This window comes from Candidatus Methylomirabilota bacterium (assembly GCA_035315345.1).
Lineage (GTDB): Bacteria > Methylomirabilota > Methylomirabilia > Rokubacteriales > CSP1-6 > CAMLFJ01.
Genome location: DATFYA010000191.1, coordinates 1 through 15779, shown reverse-complemented (window position 1 = coordinate 15779; position 15779 = coordinate 1). Strand labels below are relative to the sequence as shown.

Annotated in this window: 17 protein-coding genes; 10 read left to right on the top strand and 7 right to left on the bottom strand. The window is 67.6% G+C overall.

The window, feature by feature from the left end; genetic code table 11:
* From VKN16_24620 to VKN16_24605, 4 genes are all read left to right on the top strand, one after another.
* The coding region (locus VKN16_24620) for a nitroreductase (GenBank protein ID HME97403.1) at window positions 1–425 on the top strand (425 nt) is incomplete at its 5' end.
* Between the two features lie 143 nt (window positions 426–568).
* Entirely contained in the window at window positions 569–1360 is a 792-nt protein-coding gene (locus VKN16_24615) for a hypothetical protein (protein HME97402.1), read from the top strand.
* Window positions 1361–1453: 93 nt separating this feature from the next.
* Window positions 1454–2302 carry a methyltransferase domain-containing protein gene (locus VKN16_24610; GenBank protein HME97401.1) on the top strand — a complete coding sequence of 283 codons (849 nt, stop codon included), beginning with the start codon at window positions 1454–1456 and terminating at the stop codon, window positions 2300–2302.
* 160 nt (window positions 2303–2462) lie between these two features.
* Window positions 2463–2678 carry a hypothetical protein gene (locus VKN16_24605; protein HME97400.1) on the top strand — a complete coding sequence of 72 codons (216 nt, stop codon included), beginning with the start codon at window positions 2463–2465 and terminating at the stop codon, window positions 2676–2678.
* A 25-nt stretch (window positions 2679–2703) separates the two neighbouring features.
* On the opposite strand, the gene VKN16_24600 is transcribed toward VKN16_24605, so the two are convergent.
* Window positions 2704–4068 (bottom strand): adenylate/guanylate cyclase domain-containing protein, encoded by a 1365-nt coding sequence (locus tag VKN16_24600; GenBank protein ID HME97399.1) that lies wholly within the window; start codon window positions 4066–4068, stop codon window positions 2704–2706.
* Window positions 4069–4245: 177 nt separating this feature from the next.
* On the opposite strand from VKN16_24600, the gene VKN16_24595 reads away from it, so the two are divergent.
* The 5 genes from VKN16_24595 to VKN16_24575 all read left to right on the top strand — a co-directional run bounded on the left by VKN16_24595 (window position 4246) and on the right by VKN16_24575 (window position 8318).
* Window positions 4246–5229, top strand: coding sequence for a GlxA family transcriptional regulator (locus VKN16_24595; GenBank protein HME97398.1), 984 nt, complete (start codon window positions 4246–4248; stop codon window positions 5227–5229).
* Between the two features lie 201 nt (window positions 5230–5430).
* Window positions 5431–6768 (top strand): FAD-binding oxidoreductase, encoded by a 1338-nt coding sequence (locus tag VKN16_24590; GenBank protein HME97397.1) that lies wholly within the window; start codon window positions 5431–5433, stop codon window positions 6766–6768.
* Between the two features lie 27 nt (window positions 6769–6795).
* On the top strand, window positions 6796–7176 hold the full coding sequence (locus tag VKN16_24585; protein ID HME97396.1) for an SgcJ/EcaC family oxidoreductase: 381 nt from the start codon (window positions 6796–6798) through the stop codon (window positions 7174–7176).
* Window positions 7177–7229: 53 nt separating this feature from the next.
* Complete coding sequence (locus VKN16_24580) at window positions 7230–7757, top strand: GNAT family N-acetyltransferase (protein HME97395.1); 528 nt, start codon at window positions 7230–7232, stop codon at window positions 7755–7757.
* Between the two features lie 123 nt (window positions 7758–7880).
* Entirely contained in the window at window positions 7881–8318 is a 438-nt protein-coding gene (locus VKN16_24575; protein ID HME97394.1) for a hypothetical protein, read from the top strand.
* Between the two features lie 125 nt (window positions 8319–8443).
* On the opposite strand, the gene VKN16_24570 is transcribed toward VKN16_24575, so the two are convergent.
* Window positions 8444–8950, bottom strand: coding sequence for a CBS domain-containing protein (locus tag VKN16_24570; GenBank protein ID HME97393.1), 507 nt, complete (start codon window positions 8948–8950; stop codon window positions 8444–8446).
* A 328-nt stretch (window positions 8951–9278) separates the two neighbouring features.
* Here VKN16_24570 and VKN16_24565 point away from each other — a divergent pair, with 328 nt between their 5' ends.
* Window positions 9279–10106 carry a hypothetical protein gene (locus VKN16_24565; GenBank protein HME97392.1) on the top strand — a complete coding sequence of 276 codons (828 nt, stop codon included), beginning with the start codon at window positions 9279–9281 and terminating at the stop codon, window positions 10104–10106.
* Between the two features lie 139 nt (window positions 10107–10245).
* Here the strand turns inward: VKN16_24565 and VKN16_24560 are convergent, their stop codons facing one another.
* From VKN16_24560 to VKN16_24540, 5 genes are all read right to left on the bottom strand, one after another.
* Window positions 10246–11031, bottom strand: coding sequence for an aldolase/citrate lyase family protein (locus tag VKN16_24560; GenBank protein HME97391.1), 786 nt, complete (start codon window positions 11029–11031; stop codon window positions 10246–10248).
* A gap of 10 nt (window positions 11032–11041) precedes the next feature.
* A complete protein-coding gene (locus VKN16_24555; protein HME97390.1) occupies window positions 11042–11860 on the bottom strand; it encodes an amidohydrolase family protein in 819 nt (272 codons plus the stop codon).
* Window positions 11861–11888: 28 nt separating this feature from the next.
* Complete coding sequence (locus tag VKN16_24550; GenBank protein ID HME97389.1) at window positions 11889–12599, bottom strand: aspartate/glutamate racemase family protein; 711 nt, start codon at window positions 12597–12599, stop codon at window positions 11889–11891.
* Between the two features lie 49 nt (window positions 12600–12648).
* Entirely contained in the window at window positions 12649–15180 is a 2532-nt protein-coding gene (locus VKN16_24545; protein ID HME97388.1) for a hypothetical protein, read from the bottom strand.
* 26 nt (window positions 15181–15206) lie between these two features.
* On the bottom strand, window positions 15207–15779 hold a 573-nt coding region (locus tag VKN16_24540; GenBank protein ID HME97387.1), incomplete at its 5' end, for an N-acyl homoserine lactonase family protein.

The following is a 15779-nucleotide window of genomic DNA, read 5'->3' as shown; positions in this document are numbered from 1 at the left end:
GGGCGTTCGTCCAGTTCTACCCGCCGAAGGCCCTTGCCGAAGGCATGCAGACCCAGCCCCGTCACACGGCTTCGTGGATCGCTCTACACGATCACTTTGAGGACGTCCCCGCCCTGATCATCGCGTGCACGGAGGGTCGCCCGGAGAACCGGTCGCCCGAGCGCCTCGCTGGCCTGTACGGAAACATTCTTCCGATCGTCTGGCCACTGATGCTGGCGCTTCGAGCGCGCGGGGTGGGGGCCGCGTGGACCACGATTGTCTTCACCTATGAAAAGGAGGTCGCCGGAATCCTTCAGCTTCCCGAGAATCTGACCACGAGCGTTTGCCTGCCCGTTGCCTACTTCACGGGTGACGACTTCAAGCCGGCGAAACGGGTCCCGGCTCGGGAGCGTACACATTGGAACACCTGGGGCGCTCGACGCTAGGTCAGTGACCGAGTTGCCGGTCAGCCGGCTGACGTACCTGGCTTCGCCACGTTCGGATGCAGCGCCTGGCGCAGACGATCCCTGTCGGCACAGTGCGATCATGATCCCGTCGGGTATTTCGTCCGGGTCCCGGAAGCATCAGCATGCCGATGGCGGCCTACAATCGCCTGTGGATGGTCTACAGCCTCGCCGAGCTCGGCCGATTCGCAGAAGCGACCCGGTATGCGGCGGACGTGCTCCGGCTCGCGGAGCCGACGAAGCGTCCGTTCGTCGTCGGCGAGGCCCACCTCTGCGCAAGCTGGATCCACCTCCACAAAGGTGACTGGACTCAGGCGAGCTCATCGATCGAGCGCGGTATCGCGGTGGTCCGAACGGGAAACGTCGGCCTCAACCTTCCGGGAGCCATAGCTTTTTCCGCCTGGATCCTCGCCCGGCTGGGTGAGTCCAGGGAGGCGCTGACCCGGCTTCGAGAAGGCGAGCAGCTCCTCGAAAGTCAAGTGGCGCGTGGACTCGGGGGCTACATGTCGCTGGGACAGGCTGCTCTGCTCCTCGGCCGGCTCGACCAGGCGCGGAGTCTGGCCGAACGTGCGATCAGACACGTTTCGTTTCGCCGCGGCACCGTCGCCCATGCGCTGCATCTGCTCGGCGAGGTCGCGACCCATCCCGACTGCTTCGATGCCGTCCGCGGCGAGGTCCACTACCGCGAGGCCCTGGCGCTCGCCGAGCCGCGCGCCATGCGCCCGCTCGTCGCTCACTGCCACCTCGGCCTCGGCAAGCTCTACCGGCGCACGGGTAGGCTCGAGCAGGCGCACGAACACCTCACCATCGCGGCGACGATGTACCGCGAGATGGACATGCAGTTCTGGCTGCAGCGGGCGGCGGTGGAGACAGGGGCGCTCGGACTTCGATCCATGAGAACGGCGCCCGGCCGCTGAGCACGCCGAGGGAGTGACCGCCCCGCGCGCGGACCCCCGCAACTCATGAGGCTGGCCCCGCTCGCCGGCGCGGGGAACACAGAAGGTGGAGCTATGACCATGGATCGGCCGAGGCCGAGCGAGTCCGGCGAGGCCTGGGCATCCGGAGACGCGGCGAGCGGATGGAAGAGGGGAGCGGCGGCGCGTGCCCGGGCCCTGGATCCGCTGACCGAGCTGATGCTCGATCTGGCCGGGGTCACCATCGGCAGTCAGGTGCTCGATCTGGGGGCGGGCACGGGTGACCAGACGTTGTTGGCAGCCCGTCGCATCGGCCCGGGTGGCATGGTGCTGGCGACCGATATCTCTGCCTCCATGCTCGCGCTCACGCAGGAGGCAGCCCGCGCGGCCGACTTGTCGAACGTTGAGACGCGGGTGATGGATGCTCAGCGGATCGAGCTGGAGGCCGGCTCGTTTGACGCGGCAATGGCGCGCTTCAGCCTCCAATTCATCCCAGATGTCCAGCGAGCGCTGGCTGAAGTCCGGCGGGTGGTGAAGCGCGGCGGCAGATTCGCGGCGGCGGTCTTCTCGGCTGTCGAGAGGAACCCGTTTCGCGCCGCCCCGTACGCGATCGCCAGCCGTCGGGCCGGTAAGCCGTTTCCCGAATCAGGTCCCGGACAGTGGGCGCTCAACGATCCGACCACGCTGCGGGATGCGTTTCAGCGGGCCGGGTTTCGGGACGTGGACGTTCGGCCGGTGCCCTTCGTCTACCGATTTCCATCGCTGGCGGACGCCCTGCGCAATGTGCAGGACGCACAGCCGCTGCTCGTGAAGCTCCTGGGTGAGTTGAGCGAGGATGACCGGGCCGCCGCGTGGGCCGAGATCAACCAGACGCTCCAGCCCTTCGTGGGGCCGGATGGATTCGCGGCGCCGGGCGAAGCCCTGCTCGTCGTCGGCGTGGCCTGACTGGTCACGCACCTGCGCGGCGGCCGGAAGACTGGATGGAATGCGACCGCATTCCGTCCGCATGCGCTGTGCTGCCGGTGCTCGGCGGAGAGGAGCGAAGGATGCCGAAGTGCCCGAAGTGGCCCGGGAGTGACCGGTCCAAGACCAAGAGGAGGCAGGGATGACGATCGAGACGGTGAGCTTCGTCCAGATCATAACCGCAGTGACGGCAAAGGGTGCTGTGCTCTATGGCTTGACGGCGAACGGCGCGGTGTACGAGTACAACTTCAGTCGGGAAGTCTGGATTCCGATTCCGATGCGGGCGCTCCCGGAGAACGAAGTGCAGCAAAGCGTCATTGGCCTCCGCGGTCCAAGCCGCACCACCGAGGAGGGATGACGGCCCTCGTGCAGGAACCCAAACATCACGCCGGCGAGGCGAGCGGGTCGGGCCCGCCACCTTCCTTCCGGGCCGCGTACAAACCCCACACACCGGGCACGCCCTTGAGCTCGTGCGAGCCACGGTCGGCGAAGGTCAGGCCGGATCCGAACATGAGGTCCCGTACGGTCTGGGATACGAGTACCTCCGACGGATGGGCCAGGGCCGCCACGCGAGCGCCGATGTTGACGGCGAGCCCTCCGAGCTTGACCCCTATTCGCTCCACCTCACCGGTATGGAGCCCGGCGCGCACTTCGATCCCGAGCGGCCGCACCGCGTCGGCAATCGCCATGGCACAGCGGACGGCGCGGGCGGGCCCGTCGAACGAGGCGAAAAAGCCGTCGCCCGCCGTGTCAATCTCGTTCCCCCGATAGCGGGCGAGCAGCCCTCGCACCGTCGAGTGGTGCCGCAGCACCACGTCGCGCCAGCGCCGGTCGCCGAGCTCGGCGGCGCGCCGCGTCGACTCGACGATGTCGGTGAAGAGGATGGTCGCGAGGATGCGGTCGAACGACGCCTCCTCCTCACCGATCTCGGCGAGGAATCGTCGCACCTCGGCAACGATCGGCTCGCCCCGCGCGTACCAGTGGAAGTGCGGCCCACCGCGGCTCGAATGCTCGATGACGCGGGCGCCCGGGATCTTGCGGGCGACGAAGTGCCCGGTCTCGGGGAGCACCTCGTAGAAACGATCGCTGTCGACGAGCACGAGGGTGGGAACCTGAATCGTAGAAAGTACGGCGCGGATGTCCGTGTGCAGGTAGCTCGTGAGCTCGGCCGCCAGCCCGCCGGGCGTGACCGAGCCCCGAGCGTAGCGGGCGAACCACTCGCGCTCCGGCCCGGCGGGGGCGTCCCACCAGTCCAGCGTGCCCCAGGTGTCGCGCACGGCCTGGATCTGCTCCTGCCAGCGCGCCCGCGAAGGCATCCAGGGCGTCTCCTCGGTCGGGAGGTAGGTGACCTGCGGGTCGATGAGGATGAGTGATCTCGTGCGCTCGGGATACGTGGCCGCGAAGAGTGACGCCACGATCGTGGATTCGTACGTGGCCATGATCGACGCGCGCTCCGACCGCGTCGCCTTGAGCACCGCGAGGACGTCGTCCGTCAGGTTGTCGATGTCTGGCACGGACCCCGGCGTGAACCGCTCGGAGCAGCCCCAGCCGCGGCGGTCGGTCACGATCAGGCGGGTGTACCTTGCCAGACCACGCAAGAAGCGGGAGAGCGCGGCACTCTCCCAGTTCACGTCGACGTTGGAGCAGTAGCCCTGGAGATAGACGAGGTCAGTTGAACCCTCTCCGCAGACCTGGTAGGCGAGCGAGACGTCGCCGTTCCATGCGAAGCGTGTCTCGGGCCGGTCCATGCCCCATAGTCGTGCAGCGGCCATGCCGGTGCAACCGGTCCTGGAATACGCACAGCGGGATGCCGGGGCGCCCCGGCGGTACCCTTGGCAAGATTCCTGGGCTAATTGTCATTGCTGCCAGGTGCAGGCCGGTGAGACAAGAGAGCACCCGGGCAGCGCCCGGGGAAGGAGGCGGCCATGGCTTCTCGGCGCGTCGTCATGCTCGCGATGCCGTGCGCGGAAGTGGTCGAGGTCGGTGGGGTCCTCGACATCTTCTATGCGGTGAACGAGCGCCTCGCCGAGGCGGGCGCCTCCGATCAGGGCTACGCGGTGGAGGTGGTGTCCCCGGTACCCACGGTCTGCGCCTGGCCCGGGCTCCGCCTGGTCGCCGATCGCTCGTATCGCCCCGTTCGTGGCCCCATCGACACCCTCATCGTCACCGGGGTTGACCGGCCGGACGACGCCCGCCGGGATCTCGACCTCGTCCGCTGGCTGGCCCGGACGGCGCCCCGAGTCCGGCGGATCGTGGGCCTCTGCACCGGCAGCTTCGTCCTGGCCGAGGCCGGACTCCTGGACGGCCGAACCGCCACCACGCATTGGGCGTTCTGCGACGAGTTGGCGCGGCGGTTTCCGCGGGTGATCGTCCAGAGCGATCCCATCTTCGTGCGCGACGGCGCCGTCTACACCTCGGCCGGCGCTACCGCCGGCGTGGACCTCGTCCTGTCCCTCGTGGAGGAGGATCTCGGCCGCCGCATCGCGCTGGCGGTGGCACAGTGGATGGTCGTTTTCCTGAAGCGACCGGGCGGCCAGGCTCAGTTCAGTGCCCAGCTCTCGACGCAGATGGCCGAGCACCAGCCGCTGCGGGACTTGCAGGCGTGGGTCATCGAGCATCTCCGCGCCGATCTGTCGATCGACTCCCTTGCCCGTCGCGTCTCGATGAGCCCGCGAAACTTCTTCCGGGTGTTCGTGCGCGAAGTCGGGATGACCCCCGGGCGCTTCGTCGAGCGCGTCCGGGTAGAGGCGGCGCGGCGCCTGCTCGAGGAGACTTCGCGCGGGGTCGGGGACGTCGCCGCCGCCTGCGGGTTCGGTAGCGATGAGACGATGCGCGTCGCGTTTCGCCGCGTCCTGGGCGTGAGCCCCCGGGGCTACCGGAGCCGATTTTGCACGACCTCACCGTCGTAGGCGGGGGCCTCGGCGAAACGCTCTTCGGCATCCTGTTCGCCCTCGGAGTGCCGCTCTGGCTGGCGGCAGAGGAGACGGTTCGCCAGGCTCTCGTGTCGAGCCGGTACGAAGGTCATACCCACTCCGGACCAGGTCAGAGAGGAGGAAGCCACGATGAACCAGGCGACCGCGATCGGCGATACGGCCCTCGGAGATCTCCGTTTGGCCCTGCGCGGCGGCGTGCTGCTTGCGCGGGATCCCGGTTATGACGATGCGCGGCGGATCTTCAACGCCATGATCGATCATCGTCCGGCGATCATCGCGCGCTGCGCCAGCGCCGCCGATGTCGTCGCGTGCGTGGACTTTGCCCGCGCTCGCGGCCTCGAGGTCTCGATCCGGGGCGGGGGCCACAATGTCTCCGGCAAGGCCGTATGCGAGGACGGGCTGATGATCGATCTGGCCCCGATGAAGAGTGTGCGGGTGGATCCCGTTCGGCGCACCGCGCGGGCCGAGCCCGGCCTGACGCTCGGTGAGCTCGACCGCGACTGTCAGCGGTTCGGCCTCGCTACCCCCACCGGGATCGTCTCGGCCACCGGCATCGCGGGACTGACGCTGGGCGGCGGCATCGGCTGGCTCGGCGGCAAGCACGGGCTCGCCTGCGACAATCTCCTGTCCGTCGACATCGTGACCGCCGATGGCAAGCTGCTGAGCGTCGGCCCGACCGACTACCCGGACCTGTTCTGGGCCGTGCGCGGCGCCGGGGCCAACCTGGGTGTCGTCACGTCGTTCGAGTACCGCCTGCACGAAGTCGGGCCGGTGCTCGCCGGATCGGTCGCGTGGCCTCTCGCGCAAGCGAAGCGCGTGCTGCGCTTCTACGAGGAGTTCGCAGGCGGATGTCCCGACGAGCTCAGCGCCAACGCGGCCTTCGCCACCGCCGACGATGGCGCGCCGGTGCTCGCCATCGCGGTGGCCTGGATCGGGTCGCTGGATGCCGGCCGTCAGGCCCTGAAGCCGCTGCGGTCGTGCGAGCATCCTCTGGCCGATGCCATTGCCCCCATGGGCTATGTCGACCTGCAGCGGGGTGGTGACGCTGCCTTCCCCCGCGGCCGCCGGCACTACTGGAAGGCCGGGTTCCTTCGTCGGCTCGACCCGGAGACGATCGACGTGCTGGTGCACTTCGCGGCCACCCAGCCCACGCCCCACAGCATGATCGCGCTCCAGCAGATGCATGGGGCGGCCGCGCGAGTGCCACCGGCCGAGACCGCGTTCGCGCATCGTCACGAACAGTGGGATTGCATGGCCCTTACCCAGTGGGACGGGCCGGCCGACGACGAGAGGAGCATCCGCTGGACGCGGGCGCTCTATGACCGGCTCGAGCCCCATCTCGAGCGTGCCGTCTACGTGAACGATCTCGGCGAAGACGAGGGGGACCGCGTCCGCGCCGCCTACGGAACGAACTATGACCGGCTCGCCACGGTCAAGGCGAAGTACGATCCCGACAACTTCTTCCGCGGGAACCAGAACGTGGCCAACGCGACCAGGATGTACCGAGGAGATTGACTGAGCGACGATCAACAGGAGGGTGTGATGAGTCGAGCCGATATCGCCGCAGTGAATCGAAGCTTCGAGGAAGCCACCCGCAAGAGCGACATCGATCGCATGGCGTTGCTGTACACCCAGGATGCCATGGCTCTCCCGCCGGACGGGCCGGTGGTCAAGGGACGCGAGAACATCAAGCACATGTGGGCCTCTACGATCAGCCAGATGGGGCTCAGGGAGATGAGGCTCGATACGATCGACCTCGAGATTGCAGGCGACGCAGCCTCCGAGGTCGGCGAGGCGACACTGAGCTTCGAGGCCGAGCCGGGGAAAAGACAGACAGCAGTTGTGAAGTTCGTCGTGGTGTGGAAGAAGGTTGATGGGCAGTGGCGGTTGCATCGTGACATCTGGAACGCACAGGGAGCATAGACGAGCCACCGCGTCCGCGACTCCGAACCGAGCTGGCGGCATGTGAGACCGGGATGCGACCAGATCTGACGCTGAGACTGCCGACGCAAGAGGAGGAGGAAGAAGTCCTCCGGGCTCATCGGGCCACTTCCCCCGACGTTCCGTCCTTCCTCCATTACTACGAGGAGGGCATGCCCTTTCGTCGCTATCTCGAGCTCCTCGCCGAGCAGGAGCGGGGCGTGAACCTCCCGTCGCCGGACCATGTTCCGGCGACGTTTCTGTTTGCGTTGGTCGGCAGCCGAATAGTGGGGCGCGTCTCGATCCGGCACTCACTCAATGACTTTCTCCATCGTCTCGGCGGGCACATCGGCTACGTCGTGGTCCCCGAGTTTCGAAGACGTGGCTATGCCACCGAGATTCTCCGCCAGTCGCTGCACATCGCTCGCGAGAAGTGCGGTGCTCGGCGCATTCTCGTGACGTGCGACGACGACAACATCGGATCGATCAGAACGATCGAGAAGAACGGCGGCATTCTCGAGAACGTCGTCCACGGCCCGGATCTCGACAAGCCAAAACGCCGCTACTGGATCGACCTGACGTAGCGTACGGGACGTAAGAACACCCCGGTATTTCCTTTCCGGATGTCGCGGCAATTACTTTGGAAATTCGACCGAATCCTGTCGGCATGCGCTTTGCCTGTTGCCCTCAGCAAGGAGGAGCGCCGGATGCCAAAGTACCCCAGGTGCGGGCAGGTGAGGGCGGCGGTTACGGGCCTGCTCGTGGTGATGTTGGCGGTTGGCTGCGAAGCAGGCATCGCGCTCAACGCCGTCCGCTCGAAAGGTACCCCGGGCGCCCTCAATACCAAGGGTTCCCTCCGTGTCATCGCTCCGGCGTGCATCAATGGCTTCGACTCCTGCGAGTCGGTGGCGCTCGTCGAGAAGGCTACGGATCTGGAAGCGTGGGCATTCACCTACAGGGAACGGCAGCGCGGCCCCTTCGGCGTCCCGGTCGGAGAACTGCCGATGACGCTCTACATCGTGGGCCCCAAGAAAGCCTGTGACGTCGTCGAAGGCATGGCGACCACGCGGGAGGGGACCGACGTCGCGATAAAGGGCATCTCCGAGCCCTGTCACGGCCCATTCTTTTTCGTCAAGAATCGATGATCCTCGCGGCCTCGGCGCGGGCAAGGCGGTCGTCACCGGCAACCAAGTTAGCCGTCGCACGGGCCTCCGGGTGCGGGCACACTCTACCGGGTCGAACTACCCCGTCGCGTAGATCCGCCGACCCCTCATGTATTGGGGGGCGCCGCAGAGACGTCGGCCAGGGCAGTGCGTGAATCGCGCTCTACTGCGATGTCGCCGAGTGTGAGTATGCCCACCACCTGGCTGCCGTCGGCCACCGGGATGCGGCGGATCGCCTTCTCGCGCATGACGCGCACCGCGTGACCCACGCTGTCCTCAGGTCCGACCGTGACGACCTGGCGGCTGCACACGTCCTCGACTCGCGTCTGGGCCGGATCCCGGCCTTCGGCCAGCGCGCGCACCACGATGTCGCGGTCTGTCAGGATCCCCACCAATACGCGGCCGGCGTCCGCCATCACCAGCACGTCGCCGATGTCATCGCGCCGCATCACCTCCGCCGCCTCCAGTACCGTCGCGTCGGGCTTCAACGCCCGCGGGCAGGGGCTCATGACTTCCCGGACGATGTCGCTGACGCGATGGTCCTGGGTGAATCCCGCTCGATGTGCGCCGGCGGATACGGTGCCCGTCTGACTCCGCTTGGATCGCTCGTCCATAGTCGTCCTCCCTTTAGCCCGGCTGATCAGCAAGGACCATGCCGCGATTAGAGTTACCCGCCAGCCTCCAGGTGATGGCATTGCCGCTGTGCCGGCTGGCGGTGCTCATTGAGCCAGATGCGCGGGTTCCGGCCATCAATTCGTGGTGCGGGCTGTTGCTGTTCGGGACGAGGTGTTCTGCTTCGGCTTGCCGGGATCGATGGATTGGGGTCGAATTCAACGGCGCACGGCGTTCCTGGGACCAAGCTTCGACGGGTAAGACTCCGGAGGGTTCGTGGCGCGGGAAGGAGACACGATGCGAAGCGCTCGTGAACGTCGCTCGATATGGATGGTCGTCGCCGCCGTCTCCCTCGCCTGGGGCCTGGCCGCCTGCGCGAACAACCTCGCGCAGGAACTGGCGTGGGAGAGGTGGAAGAAGTGCCGCGACTACCCCGGGCTCATCTTCAACACCATCGACCGGGATGGGGAGATCTGGGTCAAATTCGCGGCTGGCGTCTCGGACCGCGACCTCGAGCCGTGGCGCGCGTGCCTGCGACAAGCCGAGGCCGAGCAGGCGGAGCGCGGTCTCGGCGCAGGCCGAGCCCCTCGCTTGGCCTCGGGCCCGGCACCGACGGCTGGGACTCCTCCACGGTTTGCGCCGGAATGGAAGCGCGGTGACGAATGGGCCTACCGGTGGCAAAGTCCCCTGGGCCAGGGGACCTTCATCTGGTCCTTCGATCACGAGGACACGCTCGACGGGGAGGCCTTCTACGTCCTTCGGTCCGGTCCCACGCGCGACATCTACTATCGTAAGAAGGACCTCGCGTACTACATGGACAAGGTGAACGGGACGGTCGAGTACCGGCACACACCGCCGACGCCGTGGGCGCCCTGGCCGTTCCGCGCCGGCGCCAGGTGGGAAGTGCGCTTCGCCGCCGAGCAGCCGGCCGAGAGCCAGGTCGAGCACCACGTCCGCGTCTGCGAGTCCTCCGACGATACGATCACCGTACCCGCCGGCACCTTCGACGCTGTCAAGGTCGTCTGCCGACATGCCGCGACCGGTGCCCTATCGCTCGAGATCTGGTACTCGCTGCCCGTGAAGCAGATGGTCCGCGAGAGGAGCGTCTTCGCCTATGGCGTCCGGGAGCGGGAGCTGATCGCCTACAAGGTTCGCTAATTGGCCGGCGCTCCGCGAACGGCAGCGGTCGCCGGCGCGCGGTAACCCGACCGCGACACGGAACGGCGTCGCGATCTCGCACCCGGAAGGACCGTTCTGCCGCGCTCTGACCTCGCCGGCTCGGCGGATCTGCCGCCGATCAGTGGCCGAGGGCCTTGCGCAGGTCCTCGCCCTGGGACTTCCACCACTGGTGCAGGATCGTGATGTCGGTGCCGACCGAGAAGTGCCGGACGCCCATGTCGAGGAAGTACTTGGCCTGATCGGCGGTGGCGATCTCGGCGCGGGGCGGCACGCCCATCTTGATAGCGGTCTCGAACACGCGGCGCTCGACCACGCGTAGCTCCGGGGAGTAGCGCTCGCCCGGCCGTCCCATGCCCATCGAGTAGTCGGAGCCGCCCCACTGCACCATGTCGATGCCTTGGACCTTCAGGACCTCCTCGAGCGTGTCGACCGTACCCGGCTTCTCGATCATGATGGCCACCACGATGTCGCGCAGGGCCTGGACGTATTCCTTGGTCCCGCCGTAACCCATGTAGGTGAACCGGCGGGTGGCCACCCCGTAGGTGCCCTTGTCCTCCGGCGTTTCCGCGCGCACGATGCGCACGCACTCCTGCACGTCGGCGGCGGAGCGACAGTCGGCGAACAGGATGCTGTGGAAGCCGGAGCCGATCGCGCGCTGGGCGAGGAAGCCCCGCGGCTCCTGGTCGACCTTGAGCTGCATCGAGATGTTGTAGATGTCGCTGGCCCGGGCGAGGTTGTCGAGGTCGTGGAGGTCGAAGGGGCCGTACTCGCCCACGAACTCGACGTAGTCGTAGAGTCCCGTGTGCCCGATAGCTTCCACCACGGACGGCCAGGTGGTGTGGATGTGGGTGGACAGCGTGGGCTTGTCGGCCTTCAGGAGCTGGCGCAGCTTGTTGGGTCTCATTTCGTCCCTCCTATCGTGTCCAGCCCAGCCAGTCACAGGCCGCCCGGCCCATGACGAGGTCGAGGTCGCGGCCCTTCAGCCAGGGCAGCTCTTCCGTGAACAGCGTGACGCACTGGCGCCACGGGCACGGCATGCGCGTGATGTCGGTGCCCCAGAACCACCGCGCGGGGCCGAAGGCGTCGTAGAGGCGGTGCAGATTGTCGTGGATGTCGCGAAACGGGTAGGGCTGATCGGAGTAGCTCGGCGCACCGGTGGCCTTCATCGCGACGTTGGGATATTTCGCGAGCGCGAGCACCTCCGCCAGATTCGCCCACCGCTCACTCGGGCTCGCGTTCCCCCGCGGGCGACCGAGGTGATCGAGGATCAGCTTGAGGTTCGGGTACCGCCGGGCGACCTCGGCGACCTTCGGAAGGAAGTTCGCCGCCATCATCGCGATCGGCAGGCCGGCCCGCTCGGCCGCGGGCCACAGCCAGTCGACGGTGCCGTCCGTGGGCCACTTCTCCTGCTCCGGGCCGATGAAGGTGAAGCGGCAGCCGAGCATGCCCGGGCGCTGCTTCCAGGTGTCGACCAGCGCGCGACTCTCCGGGTTGTCGAGGGGGAAGTTGCCGAGGATGGCGAACCGCTCGGGATGCGCACGTGCCGCGTCGATGCAGAGCTCGTTCGCGTTCGGATCCCACGGCGTGTGCGGCGTCAGGATGGCGGCGTCGACTCCGCCGGCGTCCATTTCCTTCAGGGCATCGTCTTCGAGATAGGCGGGAATCTGCCGGTGCCACGGGCTGGTGGGGTTGCCCGCGTTCCAGAGGTGAATCTGCGCGTCGACGATCAGCATGGTCGACTCCTTGTCGGCGCGGTCGGCGCTACGGCCGGTCTGGCCCGTTGGCGATGGCCATGCGCACCGCGGCCTCGGCCAGTAGCGCGGCCGGACTCACCAGATCCTCGGCCTCGGCGTCCTCGCCCAGCAGCAGGGGGATCTCCGTGCAGGCGAGGACGACGCCGTCCACGGGTACGGCCCTCAACCGATCCACCGCGGTTCGCGCCGCGCGCGCATCCGCCGGGCCATTGCCGCCCTCGGCGACGGCACGGATACCGGCATCGAGCGGGGCCTGCGCGGTCGGATCCACGCCCTCGCACCGGATGCCGCGCCGACCGAGCGCATCGACATGCGGCTGCGGCGGGCCGGCGAAGCCCAGCACGCCGGTGCGGCGCCATCCTCTCCGCGCGACCTCGTCGGCCGTGATCTCGATCATGCTGAGCACCGGCCGGCCGGCGGCCTTCTGGATCGCGTCCAGCCCGACATGGGCGGCGTTGCAGGGGATGACCAGGAAGTCGGTCATGTTGCCGAGCCAGGCGGCCGCCTCGACCAGCGCGGGATCGACCTCCATGGGCAGGATGGCTCGGCCGTCGGCATCCAGGCGGACCGGTGGCCGCCGGTGATACCAGACCACCATGGGCGGGTAGCCGCGGTTGAAGTCCTGGGGAATGAGCTGCTGCGAGATGCGGTGCACGCGCGCCTCGAAGTCCATCGTCGCCTGCGGGCTGATGCCTCCCAGTACACCGATACACTTCATCTGACCCTTCGCCCCGGAGAAAGCGTCCGGGCCCTCCCCGCCGCCGAGATCATGACGTCTGTCCCAGCGCGTTCAGCAGTGCGCGCTGTCGGCTCAGGCGTGTCGGACGCTCCTGGGCGAACCGCTGCACCCCGGCGAAGATCGAGTCCGCGTCCAGGCGCGCCTCGGCGATCACGTCCGCCTCGGTGCCGCCGGTCAGCCACACGTTGTCCTGGTCGGCGGTGAGGGAGTACTCATCGGTCAGCGAGCCGACGTTGCGCAACGGCCACATGCGGCGCGTTCCACTCATCACGAACATCAGATCCTGGCGGGCCTCGGGCGGCAGCACGCCGTTCCGGTACGCTTCAGGCTGGCGGTCGAACAGCTCCTCGCTGATCGCCGCGATGACCTTCACGTTGATGCCCGCCTGCGTCAGCCGCGGCAGCACGCTCACGAGGTTGAACGTCGAGCTCGATCCCTGGGCCACGACGTAGCCGTGTCGCGGCTGGCCCGGCGCGAAGTCGCGGATGACGTAGAGACCCTTGGCGGCAGCCCGCAGATCGGAGTCGGCGAACGTGTTGCGGTCGGCCACGCGGAAGTCCGGGCGGGCCACCTCGATGACGATGACGCCGACCTTCTTCTCGCGCGCGGCGATCTCGGCGGCGGCGAAGTAGCCGGGGGCCACGTCGTTGTAGTCCCAGAAGCTCAGGTTGATCACCTGATCACGCGGGAACAGCTTCCATACCTGGGGCGCGAAGATCCCGAAGTGGGTGCGCGCGTCGGCCGCGGTCTCCGGGCCGGAGTGCCCGGCGAGGATGTGCAGGACGCCGGTGCGGAACTTGCTGTCTTGGTTCTGCTGGCTCCAGACGCGCGCGGGCAGGTACATCAGCGGCGTGAAGGCGCCGTAGGTGCCGCTGAACGCCCACACCCCCGCAAACTGATCGGGGTTCAGCGACGCGCTCTGGCCGACCAGGCCGATGGCGGTCGACGCGTTGCCCGCTTCCTCGATCGCGGCCTTGAGCCTCGTCCCCAGCGGGTTGGTCTCGGGATCGTAGTGGCCCCAGATGCTGCCGTGCTCGAGGTTGATCGATTCCGAGAGGTCGGCCGCCAGGGTCAATACGCGGTTGTCGGTGACGTGGTTCGCCCACTTGACGATCTCCGACACGGCCCGTCGGGCGCCCGCCGTCTCGCCCGCCTTGCGGAACAGCGAGATCTTGAGCTGCTTCTCCTTGCCCGAGACCGAATTCCGAACCGTGAGCGTCTGCGGCTCCTCGGGAAGATTGGCGACCTTGAGCCGGTCGTCCAGGAATGGGTCGTGCTTCACGTCGACGCGGAGCGGGATCTCGGCCGGCACCGAGTCGCCGATCTCGACCAGACGATCGGCCAGCCAGTCCCCGAGGCCATCGCGCTCGAGGACCGACATGACGACGTCGATGTTGGTCTTGAACTGGATGAGCCGCTCCCGCGGGTCGGTGACCGGCCCCTGGCTGATCCCCTGGAACTCGACGCCGTAGCGGGCCTCGAAGGTGCGCGCCAGGCCAAGGAAGTATTCCGAGTTCATCTTCATCCCGTACGGATGGCTCGGGTAGCCCACGACCTGGTCGCCCGCGCCGGGGATCTTGCCGTTCACCGCACCGGGCCAGTATCCCTTCGTGGTTGTGCCGATCACGATCATCGGCCGGCGATCGGTGGGGTCCCAGGCCTCCATGGTCCGCAGCGCGCCCACGATCTGGTCGTAGTCGTGACCATCCGGCAGCGAGAGCACGTTCCACCCGTACGAGGTCCACTGATCGATCAGGCGATAGCCCGTGAACTTGCTTGCCACCACGCCTCCGATCAGCGAATCGTCGATGCCCGCGTTGTTGTCGGACAGGAAGATCCGGAGCCGCTTGCCGACCTGCAGCGCGATGGCCTGGGTCTTGAGCTCCTGGGCGTGTCCCTCGGTCATGGCGAACTCGCCCTCGAGCGCGATGACCTTCGGCGTCCCCATGGGAGCGCCCATGATGTCCCAGAACGCCGCCTTTCCCGCGGCCGTCGCGACCCCGACGCCCGAGGGGCCGCCATTGACGTCGTTGGTGAGATCGGTGGACTCGATGTGCCCGGACAGCGCCCGGATGCCGCGCCCCCTGGCCTGGGCGAACAGCGGATGGTCCGACAACCCCTGGTCCGCGAGCAGCGTCCGCAGCGCGCCGGCGCCGCGGCGGAATCCGAGCGCGTCGACCGGGAGCATGGCGACGTCCGGCGCCACGTGATAACGGCGATCGCCCGTCGCGTGATGCTTCCGGTAGAGCGCCTGGCCCAGGATCATCCACAGCGCGTAGCAGGTGGGGGCGCAGTGTCCGGCGGCCAGCATGAACTTGTCGCCGTACGGATGCTTGGGGCGCCGGTAGTCGTAGCGGAGCCCGCCCAGCTCGGGCCCGGCCAGGTGCGCCGCCACGTTGAACGGGGTGTAGGCGAGCGGACCGCCGAAATGCCCGGTCTGGGCATAGTTGCCCAGCAGCGTGAGGGTCATGCAGGTCATGTAGCCGACGTCTTCCAGGCGGCGCCGCTCGTAGGGAAGCCCTGACGCCATGTCCGGCCGTTGCGACGTGTGAACACTCATCGAAGTCTCCTCGACGTGGTCTGGTGCTACTTCGCGGCCGCCGGGAACGCCGGCAGCTTGCCGATGTCACGCAGGTCGTGCTGGATGATGACGGTCGCCTTGACGTTCCCGACGATCTGCTTCATGCGCTCGATCGAGGCGACGGTCTGTGCGCGGTCGAAGTTGAAGACCGGCACGCCGTCCTTTTCGTAGTTCTCGTGGAAGTGGACCGCGTCGCCGGTGAGCAGGAACGGACCGGTGTCTTTCAACCGGACGAGCAGGGCGCTATGGCCCGGGGTGTGACCCGGCGCCCGGAGAACGACCACGGTGCCGTCGCCGAACACGTCCTTGTCCGCGGTCAGCGGCTCGACCTTCCGCTTTTCATCGATCCAGCTCTTGAAGCCCGCGACGTTGGCGCCCTGCATCGGCGTCGGCGAGGTGATCTGGTCCCAGTCGCCCTTGCCGATGAACAGCGTCGCGTTCGCGAACGGCACGAGCTGGCCGGTATGGTCCGGGTGAAAGTGGCTGATGCCGACGTACTTGACCTGCTCCGGCGTGACCTTGAGCTCCTTGAGGCGGTCCGCGAGGCCGATCTTCGGCGCGTTCGGATTGGTGCCCGG

Coding starts and splice junctions, on each gene's coding strand:
- VKN16_24615 (HME97402.1), top strand. CDS start 569: ATGCCGATGGCGGCCTACAATCGCCTGTGGATGGTCTACAGCCTCGCC.
- VKN16_24610 (HME97401.1), top strand. CDS start 1,454: ATGACCATGGATCGGCCGAGGCCGAGCGAGTCCGGCGAGGCCTGGGCA.
- VKN16_24605 (HME97400.1), top strand. CDS start 2,463: ATGACGATCGAGACGGTGAGCTTCGTCCAGATCATAACCGCAGTGACG.
- VKN16_24600 (HME97399.1), bottom strand. CDS start 4,068: ATGGACCGGCCCGAGACACGCTTCGCATGGAACGGCGACGTCTCGCTC.
- VKN16_24595 (HME97398.1), top strand. CDS start 4,246: ATGGCTTCTCGGCGCGTCGTCATGCTCGCGATGCCGTGCGCGGAAGTG.
- VKN16_24585 (HME97396.1), top strand. CDS start 6,796: ATGAGTCGAGCCGATATCGCCGCAGTGAATCGAAGCTTCGAGGAAGCC.
- VKN16_24580 (HME97395.1), top strand. CDS start 7,230: ATGCGACCAGATCTGACGCTGAGACTGCCGACGCAAGAGGAGGAGGAA.
- VKN16_24575 (HME97394.1), top strand. CDS start 7,881: ATGCCAAAGTACCCCAGGTGCGGGCAGGTGAGGGCGGCGGTTACGGGC.
- VKN16_24570 (HME97393.1), bottom strand. CDS start 8,950: ATGGACGAGCGATCCAAGCGGAGTCAGACGGGCACCGTATCCGCCGGC.
- VKN16_24565 (HME97392.1), top strand. CDS start 9,279: ATGGTCGTCGCCGCCGTCTCCCTCGCCTGGGGCCTGGCCGCCTGCGCG.
- VKN16_24560 (HME97391.1), bottom strand. CDS start 11,031: ATGAGACCCAACAAGCTGCGCCAGCTCCTGAAGGCCGACAAGCCCACG.
- VKN16_24555 (HME97390.1), bottom strand. CDS start 11,860: ATGCTGATCGTCGACGCGCAGATTCACCTCTGGAACGCGGGCAACCCC.
- VKN16_24550 (HME97389.1), bottom strand. CDS start 12,599: ATGAAGTGTATCGGTGTACTGGGAGGCATCAGCCCGCAGGCGACGATG.
- VKN16_24545 (HME97388.1), bottom strand. CDS start 15,180: ATGAGTGTTCACACGTCGCAACGGCCGGACATGGCGTCAGGGCTTCCC.